The sequence below is a fragment of the Stenotrophomonas humi genome (genome assembly GCF_001431415.1).
Lineage (GTDB): Bacteria > Pseudomonadota > Gammaproteobacteria > Xanthomonadales > Xanthomonadaceae > Stenotrophomonas > Stenotrophomonas humi.
The window spans coordinates 1-25,299 of sequence record NZ_LDJI01000018.1 but is presented as its reverse complement, the minus strand read 5'-3'; the positions used below and the strand labels follow the sequence as shown (position 1 = coordinate 25,299).

Sequence of the window (25,299 nt, the reverse complement as noted above, 5' to 3'; positions counted from 1 at the left end):
ACGTCCGCCCTTCCGCACGCCATGGAGGCTTTACGGGCCCTGCGCGCATCGTGGCGTCACCGCGCCGAAAGGCGCTCCATGAAGGTTTCACATGACCATCCTGCTGATCCGGCACGCACCCGAGGCGATCGTGCCGGGCACGCCGCCATTGCCTGCCCAGGTTGCCGGGCATGACCTGTCCTGCCAGGACTGCGACTCGCTGCCGGCCCTGGTTCGTTGCCTGCAGCACGCACATCGCAGCCAGCCGGCATGGGTACTGATCGAAGTCGCCGCCGCCAACGAGCAGCAATGGTCAGCGCATGGCCCGGCGCTGTGTGCCGCGCTGGACGCCCTGCCGGCGCCGTACATCGAGATCGCACGTCGCGATGCCGATGCATTGGACACGCACCTGCATCCACAGCACGCGCCCGTGGCGCTGATCTGCGGCGGCGTGCGCGACGATGCTTGCCGGCTGTCATTGGCCATCGCTGCCCGTCGCCTGCAAGCGCAGGAGGGCTGAGCCATGTCCATCTTCATCGTGCGTGGCCCCGAAGGCCGGGGGCTGTTGCAGCGTGCGGCCGCACCGTTGCCGACGGCTGTGACGAAATCGCTGGTGCATCGCGCCCTGGATGCGGGCACCAGCATCGCCGTGCGCAGCTGCAGCTGCGAACAGGAACTGATCGAAGCGCTCTGCGCTGCCGACCACAGCCCCGGCGAAGTCACCCTGCTCGCGCCCGGTGCATGCGTTGACAGCGTGCGCCTGCAACGCCTGCTGCCGCGCCTGCGCAACGCCTATGTGGAAGTACACGACGACGACGGCCATGCCTTCGATGCCTGCCTGCCAGCGGCCACCGGACACCGCCTCGGTGTGGCGCAGGGCTATCGCGCTCAGAGTTACGTGCTCGCGCTGGAAATGGCGCTGGAGCACCTGTGCTGCAATGAAGTCGGCAATCGCGTGCACGTGGGCACCTGAGCGCCCTCCTGCGCAGGAGCGCCATCGGCCGCAAAGCCAAGGAGTGTTTCGATCACATGACCATCAGCAAGTGCATGGCCTCCAACGGATCACCCGTGTTGCTGCCGGAGCCTCTGCTACGTGGGCGGCAGTACCTTGCAGGGTATGAGGTGTACGTCGACGGACATCCGTTCTGGTGGGGACACCTGGCCGTGCTTATCGAGGACGGCGACCCATTGCTGGCGGAACCACAGGGATTGCTCGACCTGCTCTGCTCGATGGCCGCGCAACGACATGACGTCGCCCCGGCACAAGTACGGTTGAAGATGGTGAGCCGGCTGTAGGAGCGGCGTAAGGCAGAAACACGAACGGCAGGGCTTCCCCTGCCGTTCGTCGTTTCAATCAAACCACTGTGATGCCGCGATTACTTCAAACCACGGTTGTGCAGCAGCGGTTCCACGCTCGGATCCTTGCCGCGGAAATCGCGGTAGGCAGTGGACAGATCGCGCGTATTGCCGATCGACAGGATCTTGTCGCGGAACACCTGGCCGTTCTCACGGGTCAGGCCGCCGTTCTCCTTGAACCACTCGAACGCGTCATGGTCGATCATCTCCGCCCAGAAATAGGCGTAGTAACCGGCCGAATAGCCACCGCCCCAGATGTGGTCGAAGTAGCTGCTGCGGTAACGCGGCGGCACCTGTGCCAGATCCACCTTGAAGCGCTTGAGCGCATCGGCTTCGAACTTGTCCACGTCCTGCAACGGCGCATCCGCACCCTGCGTGTGCCAGGCCAGGTCCAGCAGTGCCGCCGACAGGTACTCGGTGGTCATGTAGCCCTGGTTGAAGGTCTTGGCCTTGGCGATCTTGTCGACCAGTGCCTGCGGCATCGCTTCCTTGGTCTGATAGTGCTTGGCGTAGTTGGCGAACACCTTCGGGTCCGACGCCCAGTGCTCGTTGAACTGCGACGGGAACTCGACGAAGTCACGCGGCACACCGGTACCGGCCACGCTCGGGTACTTGGTGTTGGAGAACATGCCGTGCAGCGCATGGCCAAATTCGTGGAACATCGTGGTCACGTCATCCCAGCTCAACAGGGCCGGCTGGCCCGCTGCAGGCTTGGTGAAGTTGCTCACGTTGTAGACCACCGGCTTGGTGCCGGTCAGGCCGTTCTGTTCGACGAACACGTCCATCCACGCGCCGCCGGACTTGCTGTCACGCTTGTAGAAATCGGCGTAGAACAGTGCCAGCGACTTGCCGTCGGCATCGGTCACCTCGAACACGCGCACGTCCGGGTGATAGACCGGCAGATCGGTGCGTTCCTTGAAGGTGATGCCGTACAGCTGATTGGCAGCAAAGAACACGCCGTTCTGCAGCACGTTGTCCAACTCGAAGTACGGCTTGATCTGCGCTTCGTCCAGGTCGTACTTGGCCTTGCGCACCTGCTCGGCGTAGAAGTCCCAATCCGAAGCGGCCGCCTTGAAGCCTCCCTTCTGCGCGTCGATCACTTTCTGGATCTCAGCCAGCTCGCCGCGTGCCTTGGCAGTGGCCGCCGGCACCGTATCGGTAAGCAGCTTCAGTGCGTTGGCCGGGTTCTGCGCCATCTGGTCGGTGAGGTTGTAAGCCGCATAGTTCGGGAAGCCAAGCAGCTTGGCCTTGGCCGCACGCAACTGCGCCAGACGCTGGATGATCGCGCGGGTGTCGTTGGCATCGCCATGTTCGGTGCGGGTTTCCGAGGCTTCCAGCACCTTGGCGCGCACCTCGCGATCCTGCAGCGAGGTCAACACCGGCTGCTGCGTGGTGTTCTGCAGGCTCAGCACCCACTTGCCTTCCAGCTTGCGACCCTTGGCGGCATCCTCGGCGGCGGCGATGTCGGCATCGGACAGGCCGGCCAGCTGCGCCTTGTCATCGATGGTCACCGCGCCCGCTGCGGTCGCGGCCACCAGCTTGTTGTGGAAATCGTTGGACAGCGTGGCCTCTTCGGCATTGAGCTGCTTCAGGGTTTCCTTGTCGGCATCATTGAGCTGCGCGCCGGCCTTGACGAAACCCTTGTAGGTTTCTTCCACCACACGCAGCTGCTCCGGGTCCAGGCCGGCGGTTTCGCGTGCGTCATGGATGGCCTTGATGCGCTCGAACAGCTTGGCGTCGAGATAGATGGCATCGCTGTGCGCGGCCAGCTTCGGCACCACGTCTTCCTGGATCTTCTGCCGCTCGGGATTGGTATCGGCCTGCACCACGCTGAAGAACACGCGGCTGACGCGGTCCAGGATGGCACCGGATTTTTCCATCGGCAGCAGCGTGTTGTCGAACGTGGCCGGCTGGGTGTTGTCGGTGATCTGCTTGATCTCGGCCAGGTGCTGACGCATGCCTTCTTCGAAGGCTGGCAGGTAGTCACTGTCCTTGATCTTGTCGAACGCCGGTGCCTGGAAGGGCAGCGTGCTCGCCGTCATGAACGGGTTGGTCGATGCTTCGGCCGGCTGGCCGGCGGCAGCAGGGGTATCGGCGGTCACGGGGGCAGTGGACTCCTTGCCGGAACAGGCGGCCAGCGCAAGGCTGACGGCGGTAGCCAGAATGACGGTACGCGACATGAAACGAACTCCTTCAGGACGGGCTAAATCAGCCCATAACCCTACTCCGTTCGCCGAATCGCGGCATGTGCCGATGGTGGCGCGTCACCGCCCGCGCCACGTCGGCCAACCGTGCGATCAACCGCCCTGACGGTTCTTCCCCATCCACTGCCGGTACCACTGGCGTATGGCGGCCATGTCGGCCGCATCATCACCGCTGGTCTGGAAGACGGGGCCAAACCCCAGCACCCGGTCCGGGTAATGGAAGTAGGCCGGTATCACCGGCACCTCGGCCATCCGCGCGATCTTCAGGAACCCGCCCTTCCACTCCTTGACCGGCTTGCGCGTGCCTTCCGGTGCCAGCGCATACCAGACGCGCTCGCCGTTGCGGATCATGTCCACCGCCTGGCCCACCGTTCCCTGCGGCGAACTGCGGTCCAGCGGCACCACGCCCAGGCCACGCAGTACCGCGCTCAGCGGCCACCAGAACAGCTTGTCCTTGCCGAGAATCCGGGCTTCGAGCCCCAGCGCCATTTTTGCCGCCAAGCCCCACAGACCATCCCAATTGGACGAATGCGGCGCGGCGATGACCACCGCCTTGGCCAGGTCCGGAATCGGCCCATGAATGCGCCAGCCGCCCAGACGCAGGATGCTGCGCCCCAGCCAACGTGTGAATGCGCCGCCTTTGACCTGCGGCATGTTCGGTGGAATGACGGGCACCACCGGCTCCGGATTGCTCAAGCACTACTCCCAGTTACGTGTTGAACGGCCGCGCTTGACGTGCGCGCGTTCCTTTTTCTGATCCAGACGGCGCAGCTTGGAGCCGTAGGTCGGTTTGGTCGCCACGCGCGGCTTGGGCACGTGCAGCCCGGCCTGGATGAACCCGACCAGACGCTCACGCGCATCCTGGCGGTTGCGGTCCTGGGTACGGAAGCGCTGCGCGTCGATCACCAGCACGCCCTCGCCGGTCATGCGCCGGTCGCGGCGGGCGAGCAGGCGCTCACGCAATGGCTCGGGCAACGACGGCGAGCCGGCCACGTCGAAACGCAGTTCCACCGCGGTGGACACCTTGTTGACGTTCTGGCCACCGGCCCCGCTGGCGCGCACGAAACGCTCGACGATTTCCGTTTCCGGTATCGCCAGCTGTTCCGAGATTTCAATCAGGCCTGTTCCCATCGGCGCATTGTAAGGGCTGCCGGGGGCGTGCTTGTGTTGGGGGCAATCTGGAGCCCGCTCCCCGGCGCGCGGCGAACGGGAGGGTTGGAGAGGGCTGCCTTCAGCGGCAGCTCCCGCTCACTCCCATTCCTGCGCCGCCCAGCGCCGGTACGCGCGGTAATGGTGAATGGCAAAGCCGGCAAAGGACGGCTCACGACGCAGGGCGCGTTCCACCTTGCGCACTTCCTGCTCGAACACCTTCGGCCCCTCTTCATGGAAGGTGACCTTGTTGATGTCGTTGGACGAGACTTCCAGGCCGATCACCACTTTCTTCTCGACGCGGTTGGCATAGGCGATCTCGCTTGCCGCATGCGAGAGGATGCTGTCACTGCCCTCGGCCTTGTCGCGGTAGTCCATCAACGCGACGTAGTCGTACAGGTCGATGGTGTGCTCACTGACCGGGCGCCGCACGCCCTTCCATTCCAGCTCGATGCCATCCAACCAGAAAGGAATCGCCGGGCCCACCGCGAGCGTCGCGCCGTGCTCGCGCTTGATCCGCATCAGCGCATCGCTCATGTCCAGGAAGCCGGCCAGCAGACCTTCGCGGGTGTCGTCATCCCATTGGTCGAGGATGTGCGGTTCGATATCCAGGTTGACACCGTCAAAGCGCGCGTTCTCCGGCGCGGCCGCGTTGTACTCGACAACGCGGCGAAACATCGCCTCGGCCTCGGCACGGTGCGACGGCAGCACGTAGTTCTCGGTGTTGAGGTACGCCGAACCCAGCAGCGCATACACCTTCATCCGCTTGGCGTGCATCTGGGTGATGAAATCGCGGTACAGCTGCGGCTGGTCGACGATGAGGTTGCGGCCCTGGAAGGCATCGGCGTACAGGTACACGGTGTCGATGCGCTGCGACTTCAGGTAGGTCACCGCCTCTGCCGCGACCTTCGGGTCCTGCACCATCGCGTAGGACTCGGCTTCCCAGGTCCATATCGCGCGACTGGCCGAGGCCATCGAAGTGACGGGCAGCATGCACAGCAACAACAGCAGACTCAGGCGGGGCAAGGGCATCACGGTTGGCTTCCAGTAGCGGCGGGGGAATCCAGCGGCAGGCGATAACGCCCCTGGCCGATGGCCTTGCCAGTGTCAGGATCAGAAGGGAATACCGAAACGTAGCAGCGGCCGTTGCAGTCCTGCGGTTGACGCAGGCGCAGCTGCACCTGCTGTCGACCGTTGGCCGGCAACTGCACCGCGCTGCCATACACTTCCTGCAGCTCGCGGCCATCCTCGCTGGTCATCACCGCAAGCGGCACGAACACACGGCTGGGCCTGGCATCACCATTGCGGAACATCGCCATCAACTGCACGCCAGCGGCGGCAGGCGTTACCTGCGCCGATTCCAGCGTCAGCCCATGTGCGACCGGTGCGGCAGCCGCTACCGGTACCGGCTGCGTGCTTGCCTGATAGGCCACCAGTCGCGGCTCGCCGCCATCGGGCATCAACGCGCCCTGCTGCATGAAAATCGCATTGGCCTGCATGTAGCGCTGCAGCCGCTGTGTTGCCCATGCCTGCACGGCGGCATCGTCGGCTGGCGCCAGGTGCATGCCTTCCTGCAGCGCGTACAACTTGCCTTCACGCAACCACCAACCATCGGCAAGGTATTCCGGCGCGCTGGTCTTGGTCTGCTTCAATGGCAGTTGATGGATGTTGCGGAAGCCTTCATTCATGTCCAGCCCGCTGCCCAGCCACGGCGTGCGCTCGGGTCGTTTCAACCCGTATGTATTGGACAGCAACGCCATCAACGACGGGGTGACATCCAGCTGCGATGACACCGCAGCAATCCGCTTGGGCTGCTTGAGCAATGGCGAGAAGATGATCAGCGGAACGTGGTAGCGGTCCATGTGCTCGCCCATCGGGATTTCCGGCAGGCGGTGGTCACCGGTGACAACGAAAATCGTGTTGGCATACCACGGCGTCTTGGCCACCGAATCAAAATAGCGGCGCAGCTGATCATCGGTGTAAAGGATGGTGCTGTAGATGTCGACGTTGTCGCGGTATGCCGCCAGTTGGGTCTCAGGAATGCGCAGTTCGCCCAGCCGCTGCTCGAAGCGCGCACGGTATGCATCCTGCCCCGGGAACTGGTAGCTGGTATGCATGGAGATGGTCTGTATCGCCATCGCGAACGGCGTCTGCAGCTGACCGTTGTCGGCCAGCACCCGCGACACCAGTTCCTTGTCCGGGTAGCCCCAGGCGCTGAACGGATTGCGCTGGTAACCCACGCCAAAGGTCGGCATGTCGACGATCTTCTGCACCTGCTGCAGTTGCAGATAGCCGCGCTCGTTGTCGAAGGCGGTGTCGGTGCCGTTGTAGAACGCGGTGTGGTAACCCTGCTTGCCCAGCACGTTGAACAGGCCCGGATGCGCCGGCATGCGCTCACCCAGTGCGGTGAAGCCTTCTTCGGCGAACGGCAATGAACCGAACAGCGTGGGCAGCACGCCGAAGGTACGGCCCTGGTTGGCAAGGAAGCTGTCGAAATACAGGCTGCGCGTGGCGAGGTCATCGAGGAACGGGGTGAAGCTGCCCAGCGTCGCCTGCGGCCCGGAGAACGAGCGACCCAGGCCTTCCACCACGATCACCACGACATTAGGCGGATGTCCGTCGGACGTGGCAAGGAAGTGCGGGCCCAGCGTGTCCACGGTCTGTTCCGCGCGCAGGAACGGATACTTCGGATCCAGCGCTGGCTCGTCGGCGCTGCCTGCCGACGCCACCACCGCCGGTGACGGAGCCTGCGCATCGCTGCCGGACCAACGCCGCATGTCAGCGCTGAACCAGGCCAGCTTGTTGCTGGCCAACTCGCGTGCTGCGTCGTCCTTCAACGTACCGGCACCAGCCGGCAACGGTGCCAGCCACAACAACAGGCCGGCGAGCAGCAGCAGTGTGGTCCACAGGCTCGAGCCACGCGCGTCACGCCGTGCCCACCACCACAGGCCCACCCACAGCACCAGCAGTGGCAGAACCAGCGCCAGCAGATTACGGGGATTCAATGGCGCACCGTCGGCCAGCGTGGTGCGTATCTCGGCAAGGCTGTAGCCGAACAGATCCGCGCCCAGCGGCACATGCGCCACCTGGTAGTACTGATCCAGCAATGCCTGCAGCGCAATGAACAACGACCACAGCAGCGCCACCGCCATGCCGCGCAACCAGGTTCGCTTCAATGCCAGCAGCGGCAGCGACAACAGCAACAGGATCGGCACCGCGCGCAGCAGCACCAGCAGCGACTGCAACGCGGCGACACCGGCAATGGTCCATTTCTGGTTGCCGTCCCAGGTGGCCCCGGCAACACCATTGAGCACCGCACCGGCCACCAGTACGAACTGCGCCAGCAGCAGTGCCGGAAATGCCGAGGAGAAACGTGACCAGGCGCTGGCACCGTGTGGGGTCGTCATCTGCATCGACTCCGCTTACCAGCGCGTATACAGCGAGAACGAGAAACGCTGCTCGTCATAGCCACCATCATCGTCGGCATAACCGGCGCCGACCTTGAAGCCCCAGTGCGGCGTGAAGTAACGCTTCCATGCGATGCCGACGGCGGCATTGCTGTCGCGCACGACGCTGCCAAAGCGGTCCATATCGGTGCTGCGGCCGCTGCTGACGCTCATTTCCAGATAGTCATCGGCATTGCCGTTGTAGTAGTTGCGCAGCAGCACGCGATGGCTCCAGCTGCCAGATCCCACGCCTGGCACATGCTGCAGCTTGTAGCGGCCATACCAGTTGCCCACATAACGGCCCACGCCGATGCCATAGAACTCGGTGTCTCCGGAGAAGCGCAGATGATCGACACTGGCCGACAACTCCCAGCCACTGCCGACACCCTGGAACACCTCCACACGCCATGCCTGGCGCGGCAGCATGCCGTCGGACGGGCCGTGCTGGTAACGCAGGTTGGCATAGGCGCGGGACCACAGCGGCACATAGCCGTCCAGTGCCCAGGCGATGTCGCTTTCACCGAAGTGATCGGCACGCAGCAGTTCCAAACCCAGCGAGCCACGGCTGAACTGGCGACGAATTGTCAGGTCCGAATCGTTCCAGCTCTCGCGGTCACCGCTGAAGCCGGTGTGGTCCCAGCCCGCGCTGGCACTCCACAGATAACCCCCGCCGGCCACCACATCCGGGTTGGCCATGCGTGGCAACAGACTCTGCTGCAGACTTGCGATCTCGGCCGGATCGGCGCCCAGCGAGGCGGCCGCATCGAAGTCGGCACGCGCGGCGGCGTACTGGCCGACATCACGCTGCGCACGGCCGCGTGCGATGTGCGCCTGCGCATCCTGCGGCGCAAGTTCCACCCAGCGCGAATACGCCTCCAGCGCCTGCTGCGGGCGATCACTCCAGCGGTAGACATCGCCCAGTGCCGACCATGCATCGGCATAATTCGGGCTGTTCTGCAGCACGGCTTTCAGGTCGCTTTCGGCGGCGGCGTACTGCCCGTCCCAGGCATAGGTGCGGCCGCGCGCCAGCAGCAGATCGCCGTTGCCGGGATGCTCGACCAGCAACGCGTTGTAGCGCTCGATGGCCTGCGGTCGCTGGCCACCGGTGGCGAGCTCGCGAACCTGCAGCATCTGTGTGGTCAGCGCATCAGGTTCGGCCTCCTGTGCCAGCAGGGGCAGCGGGCATGCCATGCATGCGAGCAGCAACCACGCGGGCAGCGAAGCGGTGGCTCTGCGACGGTTTGCTGCGGTCAGATCGTACCTGTGAATCATGGGTTGGCGTCCCCCTCACTTGCGCCGTTTTTCGGGGCCGACGTGGGGCCGGCCGTTGCTACGTGCTGCCAGGAGCCATCACGATTGATCTGCCCCCAGCTGTGACGTTTCTTGTTGCGACTGAACAACCAGCCCAGCGTGCCGCTGAAACGCCACATTGAATTCATCTGCCGGTAGCCGAAGTTCTCGAGCACGGCGACCACGAACAAGCGCAGTTGCTGCGAAGGCTTGGTGAACAGACCAAACGAGAGTTCTTCCAGCAGCATCGCGTTGACCGACAGCAATATGCCCATGCCGACCGCCGCGGCCAGGAACACCAGGAACACCTCCAGCTGCACCAGCCCGACCAGCGCCAGCACGATCATCGAGACGTAGCCGACCACTTCGATCAGCGGCCCGAGGAACTCGAACAGCAGCATGAACGGGAACGCCACCCAGCCCGGCGTGCCGCCGCGACGGCTGAACATCAAGCCGATGTTCGACCACAGACTTTCGGCCAGGCCACGCTGCCAGCGCACGCGCTGGTTGCGCAGCGACTTGATGTCCGACGGCGCCTCGGTCCAGCACACCGGATCGGGTACGAACACGATGCGGTAGTCACGCTCTTCCTCGCGCAGATTGCGGTGCAGGCGGATCACCAGATCCATGTCCTCACCCACCGTGTCCACCTTGTAACCGCCAATGGCGACCACCCGCTCCTTGTAGAACACGCCGAATGCGCCGGAGATGATCAGCAGCGCGTTCATCGGCGACCAGCCCATGCGCCCGAACAGGAACGCACGCAGGTACTCGACCAACTGGAAGCTCGGCAGCAGACGGTTCGGCAGGCCAACCTTGGACAGCATGCCGTCGGTGACCGTGCAACCGTTGAGCACACGCACCACGCCACCACTGGCGATCACACGGCGGTCTTCCAGGAACGGCCGTACCACCCGTGACAGGCTTTCCGGCTGCAGGATGCTGTCGGCATCCATCACGCAGAACAGCGGATACCGTGCGCAGTTGATGCCGGCATTGATCGCATCGGCCTTGCCGCCATTGTCCTTGTCCACCATGTGCACGCGCGGGAAGCGCGCCGACGCATAGACGCCCTGGACCGGCTGGGTGGGCAGGCGTGCGCGATAGGCCTCAGGCACTTTCACCAGACCGAATGCCTCGATCAATGCCTCGCGTGTGGCATCGCTGGAGCCATCATTGACCACCACGATCTCAAACTCGGGATAACTGGTGCGCAGCAGCGAGCGCACCGAAGACACCACCGAGCGGGTCTCGTTGTAGGCCGGCAGAATGATGCTCACCGGCGGCTGGTAATCGCGCAGTGCAGGCGGCAGGTAGTTGGCGCGGTACTCGCGCATGTAACGCACGATCTGGTACGCCGAGATGTAATTCAGGATCAGGTAGGCGAGGTTGATCGCCACGAAATAGGCCATGAAGAACCATTGCATCGAGCCCGCGATCTGGATCCACGGCAAACGTTGCAGGTACTCGACCAGCATCTGCCAATACCCGCTCATGCCATGCTCCTCAGCCCGTGCTCGGCCAAAACCTGATCGATGATGTCGCGCCCGTAACGGTCGCTCTGGCGTTGCTGCAGCTGGCGCATCGCATCCACACCCATGCCCGACAATGCCAGCAAGGCCTGCGCGGTCCGGTAACGCACCCACCACACGCTGTCGGCAAGAAGCGGCTCCAGCCGCGAACTGTCGCCGGCTTCACCGATGCGACCCAGTGCCGTGGCTGCATGCATGCGGACATGCCAGCGTGAGGCGGCCAGGAAGCCGATCACCCGCTCGCGATCCTGTTTTTCATTCACCAGCTGCAGGCAGACCGAGATGATGTGGTCATCGACATGGCCATCCAGCAGTTGCCGCACCACCTCGGCCGCACGCTTGGCGTCGATGTCGGCCAGGAAGCGCACCAGCTTCACCGTGGTGTCGGCATTGGCGCGCAGCAGCGCATTGCCGATCTCGCGGGCGGCGCTGCCATCGGAGTTCTCCGCCAGGATGCGCGCCACGCTGCCCGGCACCCAGTCGTTGCGCTCGACGATCATCGGCACGAACATCGACATCGCCCGCGGCGGGTCCACCTGGGCCAGCGCGCGTGCCGCGCACAGCGAAACAATGGGGCTGCGGTCGCTCAGGAACGGCGACAGCACATCGAACAGGCGTCGATCATGCAGATGACCCAGGGCGATGATGGTCATCGCACGGTCGTGGTAACTGCCGCGCAGCATGCGCGGCGACACTTCTTCCAGGCCCACACGGTGACCAAGCGCTGCCAGGCGGCGCGAGTCGGCTTCAGTCAGTGAATCGTGGACGGCATTCCAGGCTTCGACGAAGCCTGCGACTTCGCTGTGCTGCAAGCGTCGTCCCTTGTACGCCTCGCCTTCCAGCTCACGCTGGATGACCTGCGTCCAGTATTGCCGGGCCTGGCCATCGCGCCGCTCCCGACGTTGCGCGCGGATGCGCAGGACCACGATGATCGCCAGCAGCACAAACGCAAGCAACAGCGTCAGAACCGCGACCCAGCCGGCGACGACCAGTACCGTTGATTGATTGGACAACGCGTGCATCGTACTGCCCCATTCCCTTCCCTATTCAAGAGCGCGGCTCCCTCGCCATGCTCCCCCTGTTGGCATCATTGGGGCTCTGATGCCGCCCAAATGTGATGCGTATCTCATTTTTAAGGATGCGGACATGGAATTGCCACACTTTTCTGATAAGCGGCATCCACAAGAACTGATTACCAATAGAAACAATTGGTTAGCTCTTGAGTCCGCCGCCATTCGTCCCCCGCGGCCCCGCTTTCGTGCGCCGGGTGGTCGACAGCAGCCCAGGATCGCTATGCTCGGTGCTTCCCTTGTCCCCAGGAGGTCCCGTGGCTCATAGCGCCCGCCCTTTCGTCCGGCTCCCACGCCTGCTGCTGGCCGCCACCCTGATGCTCGGCAGCGTGGCGCTGGCAGCGGCCAGCCCTCCCTCGGACAGCGACATCAACCGCCTGCTCGCAGCCTCGCGCGCGCAGAACATGCTCGACGCGATGCTGCCGCAGATGGAGGCCATGCAGACCCAGCAGTTCTCGCAGCTGACCCGCGAACAATCGTTCACTCCCGAGCAGAAGCAGCACCTGCAGCGCATCCAGCAGCGGACCTCGCAGACCTTGCGCGAGGCACTGTCCTGGTCGCAGCTGCGGCCGATGTACGTGGATCTGTACAAGCAGTCGTTCACCAAGGAAGACGTGCTGGCGATGGCCGAGTTCTACGAGAGCCCGGCCGGACAGAGCCTGCTCGACAAGACCCCAGCACTGATGCAGAACCTGATGGTGGCGATCCAGCAGAAGATGAATCCCCTGCTTGCGGATCTGCAGAAAGACCTGGAGCAGATCGTCAACGAAAAGCAGGAATGAGTTGAGAACGGCAGCAGAAGCGAAAGCGAAGGCGACGGCTGCCCTCACCTGCCTTCGGCATCCTCTCCCGTAAACGGGAGAGGAGTAAGTGCAACAGCAACAGCAACAACAGCAGCTCGGCCGTAGCCTCGGTCTCCACTACGGCAACAGCCACACCAACAGCCACAACCAAAGCAAAAGCCACAACTACAGCCAAAGCGCGAATGATCGCCATGGTTGTGCTGCGGCTTTTTTCTTTTGTTGCTGCTTTTGCTGCTGATCCTGACGTTGATTTTCCCCTCCCCCGTTTACGGGAGAGGGGTAGGGGTGAGGGCAGCCGTTGCTTCCGCTTCTGCCGCTACCCTCAACTCACTCAACCAGAACCCACCCGAACAGATCCATCGCCTTCTGGAATTCACGATCCAGCGGCGCGCGCACATCCACGCGCCCGCCTTCATGCGGGTGTGGGAAGCCCAGCCGTTCGGCGTGCAGCAACATGCGGTGCACGCCCTGCATGCGGAAGCTGCGGTTATGCCGACCATCACCGTGGCTGGTGTCGCCGATCAGGTGATGGAACAGATGCTTGAGGTGCCGGCGGATCTGGCGGAAACGCCCGGTCTGCGGCTGACAACGCAGCAACGCATAACGCGAAGTAGGAAAACCGTTCGACGGGATCGCCAGCTCGCCGACCCGCAACCTCTGAAAGTGCGTGATGGCCTGCTTCTTCACCGGCTTGCCGGGGCCACCATCCAGGTCGTGGTCAACGCTGAACGCATCGTCGGCCGGCCAGCCGCGACAGATGGCCAGGTAATCCTTGCTTACCTCACCGCCCATCAACGCCTTGCCCAGCGCACTGGCGGTCTCGCGGTCGAAGGCCAGCAGCAGGCAACCGCTGGTGGCACGGTCCAGCCGATGCACCAGGAAGATCGGTTTGCCCAGCTGTTCACGCAGGCGGTCGGCGAGAAAATCATCTTCGCCACGCGCCAGCTTGCTGTCGTGGACCATCAGCCCGGCCGGCTTGTTGACCACCGCCAGCCATTGGTCTTCGTACAACAACGGCAACGGCTCGAATACGACAGCCGCTTCCGGGGTTTCCACTACATCGCTCATCGCCGCAACCAGGCTGAGGCCAACGCCAGCACGCCCACGCCACCGGTGATCCATGACCACAGCGGCACCGAGGCCAGCTGCGGACCACCGACCTGCAGGCCGTACAGCAGCGCTGACACCACCACCAGACCCACGCCGGTCACGGCGGTAATCACGCGTCGCTGCATGCGCTTGAGGGTTTCATTGAGGCTGACGATGTCCTGCGAGCGCATCGCCAGCTCATGCTTGCCCTCGACCTGCTGGCGCAACCAGCTGTGCAGCAACGCCGGCATGTCAGGGGCCTTGGTCATGATTTCCGGCAGGCGCTTGCCCAGTTCCTTCAGCGCGCGGCGCGGGCTGTAACGCTCGCGCAGGATGCGTTCGAGCACCGGCTTGGCGACCGCCCAGATATCCAGTTGTGGGTCGAGCTGGCGGCCAACGCCTTCGATGTTGAGCAGGGTCTTCTGCAACAGGATCAACTGCGGCTGCAGGGTCAGCTGGTAGCGCTGCGCGGTACGGAACAGCTTCATCAGCACTTCGGCCAGCGAAATCTGCGACAGCGGCCGGGTGAAGTACGGCTCGCACACCGCGCGCACCGCCGCTTCCAGCTCATCGATGCGCACCGTGGCCGGCATCCACTGCGCCTGCAGGTGCAGCTCGGCGATACGGCGGTAATCGCGGTTGAAGATCGCCATGAAATTCTCGGCGAGGTAGTACTGATCCTCTTCCGACAGCTGACCCATGATGCCGAAATCCAGCGCGATGAAACGCGGGTTGTCGCGCCGCGCCGGGTCGATATCCACCCAGATGTTGCCGGCGTGCGCATCGGCGTGGAAGAAGTTGTCGCGGAACACCTGCGTGTAGAACACGCGCACGCCCTTGGCCGCCAGCGCCTTGCGGTCGATGCCGGCCTTGTCCAGTGCAGCGATGTCGTCCGACGGAATGCCCCACACCCGCTCCAGCGTCAGCGCGCGTTCGGCGGTGTGGCTCCAGATCACTTCCGGCACGTACAGGTCGTCGGAGTCCTGCCAGAACCGGCGCAGCACGCTGGCATTGGCGCCTTCGCGCTGCAGGTCCAGTTCGGCGGCCAGCGTGGTTTCGATCTCGGCCACCACTTCACGCGGGCGGATTTTGTCGGCACGCGGATGGGTACGCTCGACCAGCGCAGCCAGTGACTTCAACAGTGCGATGTCACCGTCGATCTGCTTTTCGATATCCGGGCGCAGCACCTTGACCACCACCTGGCGGCCATCGTCCAGCGTCGCGGCGTGCACCTGGGCGATCGACGCCGAGGCCAGCGGCGCGGTATCGAAACTGGCGAAGGCTTCGGTGATCGGCAGGCCCAGGGCCTGCTCGACGATGCGCAGGGCCTGCTCGCCATCGAACGGTTTGACCCGGTCCTGCAGCAAGGTCAGCTCGGCGGCGACATCCGGCGGCACCAGGTCGCGGCGGGTAGACAGGATCTGCCCGAACTTGACGAAGATCGGCCCCAGCTCCTGCAACGCCAGACGCAGGCGTGCACCGCGCGACTGCGAGGCGATGCTGGCGCTGGCACGCGGCACGAAAGGCTTGGCGACACGCAGCCAGCGTTCAACCGGGGTGCCGTCGAGCAGGTCATCCAGGCGGTAGCGCAGGATCACCCGGCCGATGCGGCTGGCGCGGAACATGGCACGGGTTGCCTTCATGCCACGCCTCCCATGCGCTGGCGCAGGCGCGTAACACGCACGCCCAGACGTTCAACATCATCACGGATCACATCCACATCATCGTGGAAGGCATCCAGCTCGCCACGTGCCACCACGTCGCGGGATTCCTCGGTGACGTACTCGGCTGCGCTCTCGGCCAGATCCTTCACACTGCGGCGGGCCTGGGCCAGCGCCGAACGCAGGGTCTGCGCGATCTGCACGCCCAGCACTTCGCCGAATGCCTTGACGAAGGGCTGCTGCCAATCCGGATCAAAGCGGGTGGCCAGCTGCTGCAGCCGCCGTGCCAGCTCGGCATCACCGGATACTTTCACCCGGCCCGCCGGCGCCGACGCGCTGCGGCGCGCGTTGCTCATGAACGGCAACTGCGCCAGCACGCCGCCCAGCGTGCTGCGCACGGCCAGGTCCGGTTCCAGCGACGAATCGACCGGGCCGACGGTCAGGCGCTGGCCGCTGACACCGATCTGCATCGCCAGTGACGGCGACTCCAGCGTCAGCGCGATGCGCTGGCCGTCCAGCGAGGCCAGGGCGGTGCGGGTGTCCGGGTCCAGTGCCAGCGCACGGTTGAGCGCCACTTCCAGCGCACGCCCGGCCAGCGGCTTGATGACATTGAATGGGGAGGGAGACATGCCGGGCATTCTACCGAAGCGGGGCACAGGGGCGGGGAGCGGCGGTTGCGGAGCGGGGAACGAAGGGCTTTGCGCGGCGGACATCGCGTGAGCACAGCACGGCGCATGAGGGGGAACAGCGATTCATCTTCAAACCTGATGTGCCCGCACTTCCTCCGCCCCCTACATCAATCCATTCCCTGATCCCCATTCCCCACTATCAGCTCCAATTCACCCTTCCCTGTTCCCCGCTCCCAAACAACCGTTCATGCTATGCGTACCCACTTCAATGCAATCGGCAGGAGCACACAGGCAATGAGCAAGACCCGCGTTGGCATCATCTTCGGCGGTCGTTCGGCCGAGCACGAGGTCTCGCTGCAGTCGGCGAAGAACATCCTCGACGCGCTGGACAAGGACAGGTTCGACGTCAGCCTGATCGGCATCGACAAGCAGGGCCTGTGGCACCTGTGCGACCCGGCAAGCTTCCTGCTCAATGCCGACGATCCCAAGCGCATCGCGCTGGATACCAGCGGCCCGCTGCTATCGGTGATTCCCGGTGCCGAGCGCGGCCAGCTGGTTGCCGCTGATGGCCGCGAGCTGGCACAGCTGGATGTGGTGTTCCCCATCGTGCACGGCACGCTGGGCGAAGACGGCACCCTGCAGGGCCTGCTGCGCACGCTGAACCTGCCCTTCGCCGGCCCCGGCGTGCTGGGTGCGGCGGCGGCGATGGACAAGGACGTGGCCAAGCGCCTGCTGCGTGATGCCGGCCTGTCAGTCGCGCCATTCGTCTGCCTCAACCGCATAAGCGCTGCCCGCACCGGCTATGACGCACTGGTCGCCGAGCTGGGTTCGCCGTTGTTCGTGAAGCCGGCCAACCAGGGTTCGTCGGTGGGCGTAAGCAAGGTACGCAATGCCGCCGAGTACGACACCGCGATGGCATTGGCGCTGTCCTTCGACCACAAGGTGCTGGTGGAGTCGGCGATCACTGGCCGCGAGATCGAGTGCGCGGTGCTGGGCAATGAACTGCCTGAAGCCAGCCTCTGCGGTGAAGTGGTGGTGCATGACGACTTCTACGCCTACGACACCAAGTACATCAGCGCCAACGGCGCCGAGACGGTGATCCCCGCCGACATCGCCGCCGAAGCGCAGGCGCGTATCCGCGAGATCGCCATCCGTGCCTATCAGGCGCTGGACTGCATCGGCATGGCGCGCGTTGACGTGTTCCTCACCGCCACCGGCGAAGTGGTGATCAACGAACTGAACACCCTGCCCGGTTTCACCAAGATCAGCATGTATCCCAAGCTGTGGGGTGCCACCGGCCTGGATTACACCTCGCTGATCACCCGCCTGATCGAGCTGGCGCTGGAGCGCCATGCCGCCGACAAGGCGCTGCGCAGCTCCATCACGTCAGCCTGATCACCGCGTCGCCGGAAAAACAACGGCCCGCTCCGGTATCCGGAGCGGGCCGTTTTGTTGCGGATGTCGTTCAATGACTCGTGCAGCGCTTCGCGCGACCTAGCCCTTCTTGCGGAACAGCGAGATCACCGCAAGGATCAGGAACACAACGAACAGGATCCAGGCAATGTTGCTCGCAGCGCCCGCGATACCGCTGAAACCGAGCACGGCGGCGATGATGGCGATGACGAAGAAGACGACGGCGTAATGCAGCATGGCAACCTCACGGTATGGATGTCACGGGTCCAGTGTGCGGGCCGAGGCATCAGCAGAAAGTGATGGAATGTGAAGATGCCCATTCAGGTATTGCTGGCGACCGCAACTCCGCTTTGAAGCCCCTCCTGTTTTTGGGGTGACAGGAGCAATCTGCGAACCACTGCCTCGCCTCCCATCGAACGCCCTTGTGCCAGCGCAAGGGCCGGGGCGCAGAGCGAGGCTTGGTGCGAGGGCAGCCCTTCCGCCTTATGCCTTCCCGCGCAGCGTGCTTTCACGCAGCCGACGCAGACCTTCCTCGATCGAGACCTTGGGCACATACCCAAAATCGCGCCGCGCCGGCTCCATCGAGTACCAATGCGGCGTACACAACTGTTCGGCCAGGAAACGCGTCATCGGCGGTTCGCCGCGCAGGCGCAGCACCGGCCAGAGCTTTTCGCAGAGCGCCCCGATGCGGTACGCCGCCTTGAATGAAATCGACTTCTCCACCGCCGGCGCGCCCACTGCCGCCAACAACCGGTTGAGCAGCTCGCGCATCGGCAGCGGCTCACCGTTGGAAATGAAGTACGCCTTGCCGGCACAGGCCGCGCCGATCACCAGATGGTCAAACGCATCGAAGTGCGCCTGCGCGGCGTTGTCGATGAAGGTGGTGTCCACCTTGTTGCTGCCATCGCCCACGAACCGCAGGCGGCCGGCATGTGCACGTTGCGCCAGGCGCGGCACCAGCTGGTTGTCACCGGGCCCCCAGATCAGGCGCGGCCGCAGCGCCACGGTGGCCAGCCCAGCATCGTTGGCCGCCAGCACTTCCTGCTCGGCGATGGTTTTGGTGGCCGCATAGGGCGCCTGGAAATCCTCACCGTAAGGCACCTCATCGGCGCCCAATCCTTCCACCGGATGCGTGGCGCGGTGGGTCACGCTGGGTGTGGACGTGTAAACCAGGCGGCCCACGCCGTGGGCGCGGCAGGCAGCCAACACGTTGCGGGTGCCAACCACGTTGGCCTGGAAGTAGCTGTCGTAGCTGCCCCATGCTCCAGCCTTGGCGGCATTGTGGAAGATCGCGTCGACACCGGCGGCGGCGTGATGCACGGCATTGGCATCGGCCAGGTCACCCCGGATCTGGCCGACACCGATTTCCTGCAAGGACAGGTAATGGCCGCGATTGAAGCTCAGCACCTGATGGCCGCGTTCGACCAGGCCACGGCACAAGGCTTGACCGAGAAAACCACCACCACCGGTAACCAGAATCTTCATTCGTTTTGATCGCTCTGCTGCAGGGCTGCCGTCGCGCAGCCCGCGCACCGGAAGCAGATGAGGTTGGCGCACAGCTCCAGTGCAGCCCAAGTTCCCAGTATCGCAGCACTGGCCGCTCTGGTGGTTGGCTTGGGAGGGCTGTATTGCCGAGCCATGCTCGGCAGGGACGTCACCAGCGAACGGCAGAGGCTTTCCTCCTTCTTCAAGCCTTTCGCTTCAAGCCTTCACCACACCCATCCCACTTCAACTCAACAGCGCCTGTGCCCACACCGCCAGCTTCTCGCGCCCGATCTTGGCGTTGTGGCGGATATCCACCGGGAATCCCGGATGACGCAGAAAATGTTCGATTCCGACCAGCTCCGGATGCTGCAATGCCACCGCGCGCAACTGAGTTTCAACCTGATCGAAATGCTGGTCAGGCAGCAGCTCGTAGCACAGCACCGGCACCTGTTGCCCCAGTTCCCCCACGCCCACCAAGGCGGTGCGACGCACGCCGGCCACGGTGTTGAATATCGGCTCCACCTGTTCGGTGTACAGCGGCCCGGCCTCCGTCTCGACTCGATGCGTCTTGCGCCCGCAGAACCACAACCGGCCCTGCTCATCGAACCAGCCGACGTCGCCCATGCGGTGCACGACGCGCTCGCTGCCGTCGGCCAGCACCTCACGGATCTTTGCCGCTGCGGTGGCCTGCGGACGATTGAAATAGCTGTCGGTGGTGGTCGGGCCGACCACGGTGATCTCCCCCACTTCACCGTTCACCAACTCGCGCACCCCGCTCCAGTCGGCAATGGGCGCATCGGTGATGGCGATGATGCGCACCTCGTTCGGCACGACAACATGACCGACACAGGTGCCAGCACCGGTCTCGGTGGCACTGCGTGTTTCGACCAGCTCGCGGCCTTCGATCACCGCCACCGGCAGGCATTCGGTGGCGCCATACGGCGTCCAGAACTGCCCGTCTTCCGGCATCAGCGAACGGATCTTGGACACGATCTCCGGCGGCACAGGTGCGCCGGCCGAGGTGGCACGGGTCACCGTTGGCAGCGGCTGACCATGTTCGGCCAGCACCCGCATCAATGCCGGCGAGCCGAACAGTTGGGTTACCCCGAACCGGGCGATGGCGTCGTGCAGCTTGCGCGGATCGGCGCTGCCGGGCCGGGTCGGATCCATGTCCGGGATCACCGAGGTCAGCCCCAGCGCCGGGTCGAACAGCGCAAATGGCGGGAAGGTGGGCAGATCGATGCCACCGGGCTGCATGCCAAAGGCGTTGCGCAGCAGCTCCACCTGACCGACGAAATGGCGGTGGCGATACACCACGCCCTTGGGCACGCCGGTGGAGCCGCTGGTGAACAGAATCGCGGCCACATCGTCCGGCGAGGTTTCCGCCAACTGGCTGCCAGCGCCCGCACCGGCCGCTTCGATCCGTGCCAGCGTGGTGCCGCCCCAGCCCCAGCGCCGGCCCACCGTCACCAACCGCTTGGCCGATTTGGCCCAACCCAGCAGCAGCCGCGCCAGGTGCGCCAGCGGAATGCCGACAAACGCCTGCGCCTGCGCTTCGTCCAGGCATTGGCGCAGCGCGCGCTTGTCGATACCCGGGTCCACCAGCACCGGCACCGCCCCGCTCTTGAACAGGGCGAACATCAGCAGGAAGAATTCCGGGCCTGGCCGCACCATCACCACCGTGCGCACGCCCCGGCCGATGCCATACGCGGACAGACCCGCAGCAATGGCGTCACTGCGGGCGTCCAGGCTGCGGTAATCCAGGGTGACGTCGTAGGCGGCCATCCCGTTGGCAGCGGGCCTGCCCGGGCAGCGGATGGCGATCTGGTCGGGCCGTTCACGCGCCAACTCGGGCAGGCGGGCGGCGATATTGCAAGCGTTGTTCATCTTTCTATTGTCGCCGCTGCAGAAAAATCTTGCGCGCGGGCCCGCAGCGTGGAAAATCCGCGCCTTCTCCTTGTCCGAATCGCCGCCCGAAGGCCGCGCCCATGCCCCATCCCTGTCTTACCTGTGGCGCCTGTTGCACTCAGTACCGCGTCGCCTTCCATTGGATGGAATCGGACGAGGTGACCGAGGGCGGCGTTCCGCACCAATTGACCCAGCGCCTGGACCCGCATCGCCTGTGCATGCAGGGCACCTACTCCGATCCCATCCGCTGCGTGGCGCTGGATTCGGAGATCGGCGTGTATTCACGCTGCACGATCCACCCCAACCGGCCCAGCGTATGCCGTGAGGTGGATGCGTCCTGGGAGTACGGCAAGGCCAGCTCGCAGTGTGATCGCGCCCGCGTCGCCCATGGCATGGCACCGCTGACCCTGGCCGACTGGCGCTGGCGTGATGTCGCCGACAATGACGACGACCATCCGGACGACAACGGCAACAGCCCTTCGTCACCGCCGAATACGCCGATCGCCGCCTGATGCCGCATGGCGGCAGGGGCCCTTCTGCCGGCATTTCCACCTGCGCGGCAATGACGGGCACAACGACCACACCAGCACCTGCTCAAAGTGGCGTGTAGCGCTCCCACAGCACATCAAACTGCTGCACGAAACTACGCACCAGGTTGCGGTCGTTGGTGACCACCAGGTTCTCGTCGTTGTACTCGGTGGCCGTGCGAGTCCAGTTGAAACTGCCGTTGGCCAGCAACTTGCCGTCGAACACCGCGAACTTGTGGTGCATGTGGTACTGGCTGTGATCGACGTGCACGACGATGCCCGCTTCATGCAGACGACGGATGTCGTTGCCGTCGTCGAAGACCTTGTCGTTGTCGCTGATGATGCGCACCTTCACGCCACGCTTGTGCGCGTCGAGAATGACACCGCTCAGCCGGTCATCGGAGATGGTGAACACGCAGATGTCCATCGTCTGCCGCGCACCGGCGCAGAGTGAGCGCAAACGCTGCATGCAGGCATCGCCGGGCGAGAAGTAGATGCTGGTCTGCGCATCGGGTACATCCACCGCCACGTCCAGCGTGCGCACGATCTGCTCCAGCCACTTCAACAGCGGCAACGCTTCGGCGGGATGGCTGAGCATCTGCTCACGGGCAATGTCGAAGGCGCGGTTGCGCAGGAAACGCACGCGGTCCGGCGGCAGCTCGCCGCCCAGTTCACGCAGCTCCGATTTTTCCTGTGGGCTGAGGGCCAGATCCTGCACGCTGTCGCGCAGCTGACGGTCCAGGCTGTCGAAATCCATCCAGTGCTCCATGCTTGGCAAGCGGAGCGACAGCCTCGCATATCGGGCACCGGACATGTAGGGACGGCACAAGCCACGCGACAGGCGTGGACCCGACCACGGGTCCCGCTTGGGGCTCAAGGGCGGTCGATGCGGCGACCCGCAAACCCGCGCATTCCGCGGCTCCGGCATCACCGCGAACCACTTGCCGGGGACGACCAGGGAGAGTGGCAGCCTGCCCCGGCGCCTATCAGGCGATGGGATTGCGTTCCAGGAACGCGCGTACCGCCGGCACGATCACTTCATGCTTGTCTTCCAGCACGTAGTGGTTGGCGTCCTCGAACGCGGTCACTTCAGCCTGCGGCAATGCCTTGCGGAAGCCCGCCAGGAAATGGTGATCGAAGCAGATGTCACGCAGGCCCCACGCGATATAGACCGGACGGTCAGCGAACGATGGCAGCGCCGCCGCCGCGCGTTCCAGCAGTGACCATGCCTTGTCGGCCGGCGACAGCGGGATGTCCTGCATGAAGCGGATCGTCGAGATCCGGTTGGCCCAGTTGTTGTATGGGGACACATAGGCGCGGCGCACGTCGGCCGGCATGCGTCGGCTCACGCCCAGCCATGAGGCACCGGACGAGAACGCATTGAAGGTACGGATGAACCATTCGCCCGGCTTCCAGTGCCGGCCCATGGCGATCTGCCACGGCATCGGCTTGGCCGGCGGCAACGGGAACGAGGCGGTATTGGTGATGACCAGCCGCTTGACCTGCGCGTTGTGCGACAGCGCCCAGCCAAAGCCGATCATGCCACCCCAGTCGTGCACGGCCAGGGTCACCGGGCCGGTGATGCCCAGGTGCTTGAGCAGCGCCTCCAGGTCATCCACGCGCGACTGCAGGGTGTATTCGTAGCGGCTGTCGTCCGGCTTGTCGGACAGGCCCATGCCGATGTGGTCCGGCACGATGCAGCGGTACTTGTCACTCAGGCCGTTGACCAGGTGACGCCACAGATAGCTCCACGACGGGTTGCCATGCAGCATCACCACCACCTCGCCATCCCGCGGGCCTTCGTCGATGTAGTTCATCGACAAGCCGGGGCGTACTTCAAAGCGGTGGGTCTTGCTGGGGTAACCGGGGAGCTTGTTCATCGGATCGCACCTGCGGAAAGGGCCGGCAGAACCGGCCCCGGGAAAGTCTGTCAGCACCAACCATGCTGATCCTGTGATCCCTCTCCCGTCATGGGAGAGGGATCGATGAGAGGGTGGAACGAAGCGGAGGAGCTGGAACCACCGCTCGAAACTCCGAAGCCTTCAAACTGCAGAACGTGCTGTGCACGCTCGCCCTCTTCCGCCCCTGCGGGGCACCTTCTCCCGAAAGGGAGAAGGGAACGACATGCGATCTGGAAGTTTCGCCGCTGGGGCCGGAAACTTACCAGACCACCTCGGCCATCGTGCAGTTCAGGCCCGAACCAATACCCATCAGGGCGACGCGGTCACCCTTCTTGAGCTTGCCCAGCTGGCGCAGCTTGCTCAGCACGATCGGCACCGAGGCCGGACCGATGTTGCCGTGCTCACCAAAGATGGTCATCACCTTCTTCGGGTCGATGCCGAAGGCCTTGATGAAGGCATTGGTGTGCGGCTGGCTGACCTGGTGGATCACGAACTGGTCGATCTCCTCCACCGCCCAGCCCAGTGCGATGCGGGTGGCCTCGAAGGTCTTCGTCGCCAGCTTGATGCCTTCGATCAGCAACATGCGGGTGTCGGTGACCATGCGGTCCAGATTGCCCACACACAGCTTGTTCCACTGATTGGCCGCACGCGTCACGCCGCCCTTGTAACGCGGGGCGTCGGGTACCAGTTCCGAACGCGCCAGCACCATCGCGGCGGCGCCGGAGCCGGTGGTCAGCGCAGCGACTTCGTCGCGCAGCTGCTGTGCGGTGATGTCCGGGGCCATCATGCGTTCGAGCGTCTTTTCGTAGACCAGGTTGGAGGTCTCGCCGTCGACGATCAGCGCGTAATCAATGTCACCACGCTCCAGCATGCGGGCGGCCACGTCCATGCCATTGATGAAGGCAAGGCAGGCGTTGGCGATGTCGAAGGTGACGCAGTCTTCGCCAATGCCCAGGTTGCCCGACACGATGGAAGCGGTGGACGGCTCCAGGTAGTCACGGCTGACCGAGGTATTGAGCAGCAAACCGACCTTGTCGGCCGTGATGCCCGCGTCTTCCAGTGCCTTGCGCCCGGCCATGGTGGCTGCATCGGAAGCCAGCGTGCCCTGGTCCCACAGGCGACGCGCATGGATGCCGGCGATATCGCCCAGCACGTCGGCGCGGATGCCAAGGCGCTCCAACGTCGGCGCGAGCCGTTCGTTGATTTCCTTGGAGGTCAGCGTATGCGGCGCATCAATATGCGCCAGTCCCGCGATCGAGACATTCTGGAAAGGCATCGGGAAGCGCCAGGACTCAGGCGAAGGGGGCGCTATTCTAGCGTCTGCGCTTTTTTACCGCATCTTTACAAATCAGCACTCCGCCGTATGGAAGGCCGGAACGCCTGTGCGGAGGGCGCGCGGGCGGCAACAGCGCTGCCGCCGGCGGGCTGAAGCCTGCTGATGCAGGCCTCAACGAGCGCTTGTCAGCGCGGCGGGCACTGCCAGGCAGAGAAGCGCTGGCTGCCATCGGCGGGCTGGCCAGTGGCCTGCACGGCGTTGGCACCGGCGCTGGGGGCCTCGTTGCGGGCCAGGGTTTCCAGTTCTTCCTGCACGCGCAGCGGGTTGCGGTTGTAGAAGGCGACCTTGTTCTTGACCGACACCACGATCTCGCCCTTGGCCACACATCCCGGCGCGACCGGGCCATTGGGCAGCACGCGCACGGTCTTGCCACCGGACTCGATCGGCACCCAGGTGCAGGCGGCGGTGCTGGCGATGAGAACGGACAGAAGCAGAACGCGCATGAACTATTCCTTGTGATGATCAGGACGGATTGTGCCGCGAATCGATGAACGCGTGATGATTTGCGTTGCCCCCACCCC

Annotated in this window: 25 protein-coding genes; 6 read left to right on the top strand and 19 right to left on the bottom strand. The window is 64.4% G+C overall.

What is annotated here, in order from left to right; all coding sequences use genetic code 11:
• The first annotated feature begins 91 nt into the window (after nucleotides 1–91).
• The 3 genes from ABB26_RS09475 to ABB26_RS09465 are packed head-to-tail and all read left to right on the top strand — an operon-like array spanning nucleotide 92 to nucleotide 1,275.
• Nucleotides 92–499, top strand: coding sequence for a hypothetical protein (locus ABB26_RS09475; protein WP_057633496.1), 408 nt, complete (start codon nucleotides 92–94; stop codon nucleotides 497–499).
• Nucleotides 500–502: 3 nt separating this feature from the next.
• Entirely contained in the window at nucleotides 503–952 is a 450-nt protein-coding gene (locus ABB26_RS09470) for a 3-dehydroquinate dehydratase (protein WP_057633493.1), read from the top strand.
• 56 nt (nucleotides 953–1,008) lie between these two features.
• Nucleotides 1,009–1,275: a hypothetical protein gene (locus ABB26_RS09465; protein ID WP_057633492.1), complete on the top strand. Its 267-nt coding sequence runs from the start codon at nucleotides 1,009–1,011 to the stop codon at nucleotides 1,273–1,275.
• An 80-nt stretch (nucleotides 1,276–1,355) separates the two neighbouring features.
• Here the strand turns inward: ABB26_RS09465 and dcp are convergent, their stop codons facing one another.
• The 8 genes from dcp to ABB26_RS09425 form a co-directional block, all read right to left on the bottom strand.
• The gene (gene dcp, locus ABB26_RS09460; RefSeq protein WP_057633490.1) at nucleotides 1,356–3,515 is read right to left on the bottom strand and encodes a peptidyl-dipeptidase Dcp; all 2,160 of its coding nucleotides are present in this window, start codon (nucleotides 3,513–3,515) and stop codon (nucleotides 1,356–1,358) included.
• A 117-nt stretch (nucleotides 3,516–3,632) separates the two neighbouring features.
• Nucleotides 3,633–4,235, bottom strand: coding sequence for a lysophospholipid acyltransferase family protein (locus tag ABB26_RS09455; protein ID WP_057633487.1), 603 nt, complete (start codon nucleotides 4,233–4,235; stop codon nucleotides 3,633–3,635).
• Between the two features lie 3 nt (nucleotides 4,236–4,238).
• Complete coding sequence (arfB, locus tag ABB26_RS09450) at nucleotides 4,239–4,670, bottom strand: alternative ribosome rescue aminoacyl-tRNA hydrolase ArfB (RefSeq protein WP_057633486.1); 432 nt, start codon at nucleotides 4,668–4,670, stop codon at nucleotides 4,239–4,241.
• Between the two features lie 117 nt (nucleotides 4,671–4,787).
• Entirely contained in the window at nucleotides 4,788–5,720 is a 933-nt protein-coding gene (locus ABB26_RS09445; RefSeq protein ID WP_245626182.1) for a hypothetical protein, read from the bottom strand.
• Nucleotides 5,720–8,095 carry an LTA synthase family protein gene (locus tag ABB26_RS09440; RefSeq protein WP_057633482.1) on the bottom strand — a complete coding sequence of 792 codons (2,376 nt, stop codon included), beginning with the start codon at nucleotides 8,093–8,095 and terminating at the stop codon, nucleotides 5,720–5,722. The genes ABB26_RS09445 and ABB26_RS09440 overlap by 1 nt, the downstream gene beginning before the upstream one ends.
• Before the next feature lie 15 nt (nucleotides 8,096–8,110).
• On the bottom strand, nucleotides 8,111–9,325 hold the full coding sequence (locus ABB26_RS09435) for a YaiO family outer membrane beta-barrel protein (protein WP_057633480.1): 1,215 nt from the start codon (nucleotides 9,323–9,325) through the stop codon (nucleotides 8,111–8,113).
• 77 nt (nucleotides 9,326–9,402) lie between these two features.
• Complete coding sequence (locus ABB26_RS09430; protein ID WP_211261950.1) at nucleotides 9,403–10,920, bottom strand: glycosyltransferase family 2 protein; 1,518 nt, start codon at nucleotides 10,918–10,920, stop codon at nucleotides 9,403–9,405.
• Nucleotides 10,917–11,969, bottom strand: a complete 1,053-nt coding sequence (locus tag ABB26_RS09425) for a HEAT repeat domain-containing protein (RefSeq protein WP_161809031.1) — start codon at nucleotides 11,967–11,969, stop codon at nucleotides 10,917–10,919. Before ABB26_RS09425 ends, ABB26_RS09430 begins: the two co-directional genes overlap by 4 nt.
• A gap of 374 nt (nucleotides 11,970–12,343) precedes the next feature.
• On the opposite strand from ABB26_RS09425, the gene ABB26_RS09420 reads away from it, so the two are divergent.
• Nucleotides 12,344–12,808 carry a DUF2059 domain-containing protein gene (locus ABB26_RS09420; RefSeq protein WP_057633509.1) on the top strand — a complete coding sequence of 155 codons (465 nt, stop codon included), beginning with the start codon at nucleotides 12,344–12,346 and terminating at the stop codon, nucleotides 12,806–12,808.
• Here ABB26_RS09420 and ABB26_RS18965 read toward each other — a convergent pair.
• The 4 genes from ABB26_RS18965 to ABB26_RS09405 all read right to left on the bottom strand — a co-directional run bounded on the left by ABB26_RS18965 (nucleotide 12,789) and on the right by ABB26_RS09405 (nucleotide 16,208).
• Nucleotides 12,789–13,022 carry a hypothetical protein gene (locus tag ABB26_RS18965; RefSeq protein WP_152982616.1) on the bottom strand — a complete coding sequence of 78 codons (234 nt, stop codon included), beginning with the start codon at nucleotides 13,020–13,022 and terminating at the stop codon, nucleotides 12,789–12,791. The genes ABB26_RS09420 and ABB26_RS18965 overlap by 20 nt on opposite strands.
• A gap of 134 nt (nucleotides 13,023–13,156) precedes the next feature.
• On the bottom strand, nucleotides 13,157–13,897 hold the full coding sequence (locus ABB26_RS09415) for a pseudouridine synthase (protein ID WP_057633477.1): 741 nt from the start codon (nucleotides 13,895–13,897) through the stop codon (nucleotides 13,157–13,159).
• Nucleotides 13,894–15,561, bottom strand: coding sequence for a ubiquinone biosynthesis regulatory protein kinase UbiB (gene ubiB, locus ABB26_RS09410; RefSeq protein WP_057633475.1), 1,668 nt, complete (start codon nucleotides 15,559–15,561; stop codon nucleotides 13,894–13,896). The genes ABB26_RS09415 and ubiB overlap by 4 nt, the downstream gene beginning before the upstream one ends.
• Entirely contained in the window at nucleotides 15,558–16,208 is a 651-nt protein-coding gene (locus ABB26_RS09405) for a ubiquinone biosynthesis accessory factor UbiJ (protein ID WP_057633474.1), read from the bottom strand. The genes ubiB and ABB26_RS09405 overlap by 4 nt, the downstream gene beginning before the upstream one ends.
• Before the next feature lie 294 nt (nucleotides 16,209–16,502).
• Between ABB26_RS09405 and ddlA the strand changes: the two genes are divergently transcribed.
• The gene (gene ddlA / locus ABB26_RS09400) at nucleotides 16,503–17,603 is read left to right on the top strand and encodes a D-alanine--D-alanine ligase (protein ID WP_057633472.1); all 1,101 of its coding nucleotides are present in this window, start codon (nucleotides 16,503–16,505) and stop codon (nucleotides 17,601–17,603) included.
• A 99-nt stretch (nucleotides 17,604–17,702) separates the two neighbouring features.
• Here the strand turns inward: ddlA and ABB26_RS18645 are convergent, their stop codons facing one another.
• From ABB26_RS18645 to oleC, 3 genes are all read right to left on the bottom strand, one after another.
• Nucleotides 17,703–17,858, bottom strand: a complete 156-nt coding sequence (locus tag ABB26_RS18645; protein WP_065868112.1) for a DUF1328 domain-containing protein — start codon at nucleotides 17,856–17,858, stop codon at nucleotides 17,703–17,705.
• 246 nt (nucleotides 17,859–18,104) lie between these two features.
• On the bottom strand, nucleotides 18,105–19,106 hold the full coding sequence (oleD, locus tag ABB26_RS09395; protein WP_057633470.1) for a 2-alkyl-3-oxoalkanoate reductase: 1,002 nt from the start codon (nucleotides 19,104–19,106) through the stop codon (nucleotides 18,105–18,107).
• 243 nt (nucleotides 19,107–19,349) lie between these two features.
• Nucleotides 19,350–20,993, bottom strand: a complete 1,644-nt coding sequence (gene oleC, locus ABB26_RS09390; RefSeq protein ID WP_057633468.1) for an olefin beta-lactone synthetase — start codon at nucleotides 20,991–20,993, stop codon at nucleotides 19,350–19,352.
• A gap of 101 nt (nucleotides 20,994–21,094) precedes the next feature.
• On the opposite strand from oleC, the gene ABB26_RS09385 reads away from it, so the two are divergent.
• Nucleotides 21,095–21,526: a YkgJ family cysteine cluster protein gene (locus ABB26_RS09385; RefSeq protein ID WP_057633466.1), complete on the top strand. Its 432-nt coding sequence runs from the start codon at nucleotides 21,095–21,097 to the stop codon at nucleotides 21,524–21,526.
• 82 nt (nucleotides 21,527–21,608) lie between these two features.
• Here the strand turns inward: ABB26_RS09385 and ABB26_RS09380 are convergent, their stop codons facing one another.
• From ABB26_RS09380 to ABB26_RS09365, 4 genes are all read right to left on the bottom strand, one after another.
• On the bottom strand, nucleotides 21,609–22,298 hold the full coding sequence (locus ABB26_RS09380) for a phospholipase D-like domain-containing protein (protein ID WP_057633506.1): 690 nt from the start codon (nucleotides 22,296–22,298) through the stop codon (nucleotides 21,609–21,611).
• A gap of 229 nt (nucleotides 22,299–22,527) precedes the next feature.
• Nucleotides 22,528–23,421 (bottom strand): alpha/beta fold hydrolase, encoded by an 894-nt coding sequence (locus ABB26_RS09375; protein ID WP_057633464.1) that lies wholly within the window; start codon nucleotides 23,419–23,421, stop codon nucleotides 22,528–22,530.
• A 280-nt stretch (nucleotides 23,422–23,701) separates the two neighbouring features.
• Nucleotides 23,702–24,718: a 3-oxoacyl-ACP synthase III gene (locus ABB26_RS09370; protein WP_057633461.1), complete on the bottom strand. Its 1,017-nt coding sequence runs from the start codon at nucleotides 24,716–24,718 to the stop codon at nucleotides 23,702–23,704.
• A 185-nt stretch (nucleotides 24,719–24,903) separates the two neighbouring features.
• Entirely contained in the window at nucleotides 24,904–25,221 is a 318-nt protein-coding gene (locus ABB26_RS09365; RefSeq protein ID WP_057633460.1) for a DUF4156 domain-containing protein, read from the bottom strand.
• Nucleotides 25,222–25,299 lie beyond the last annotated feature (78 nt).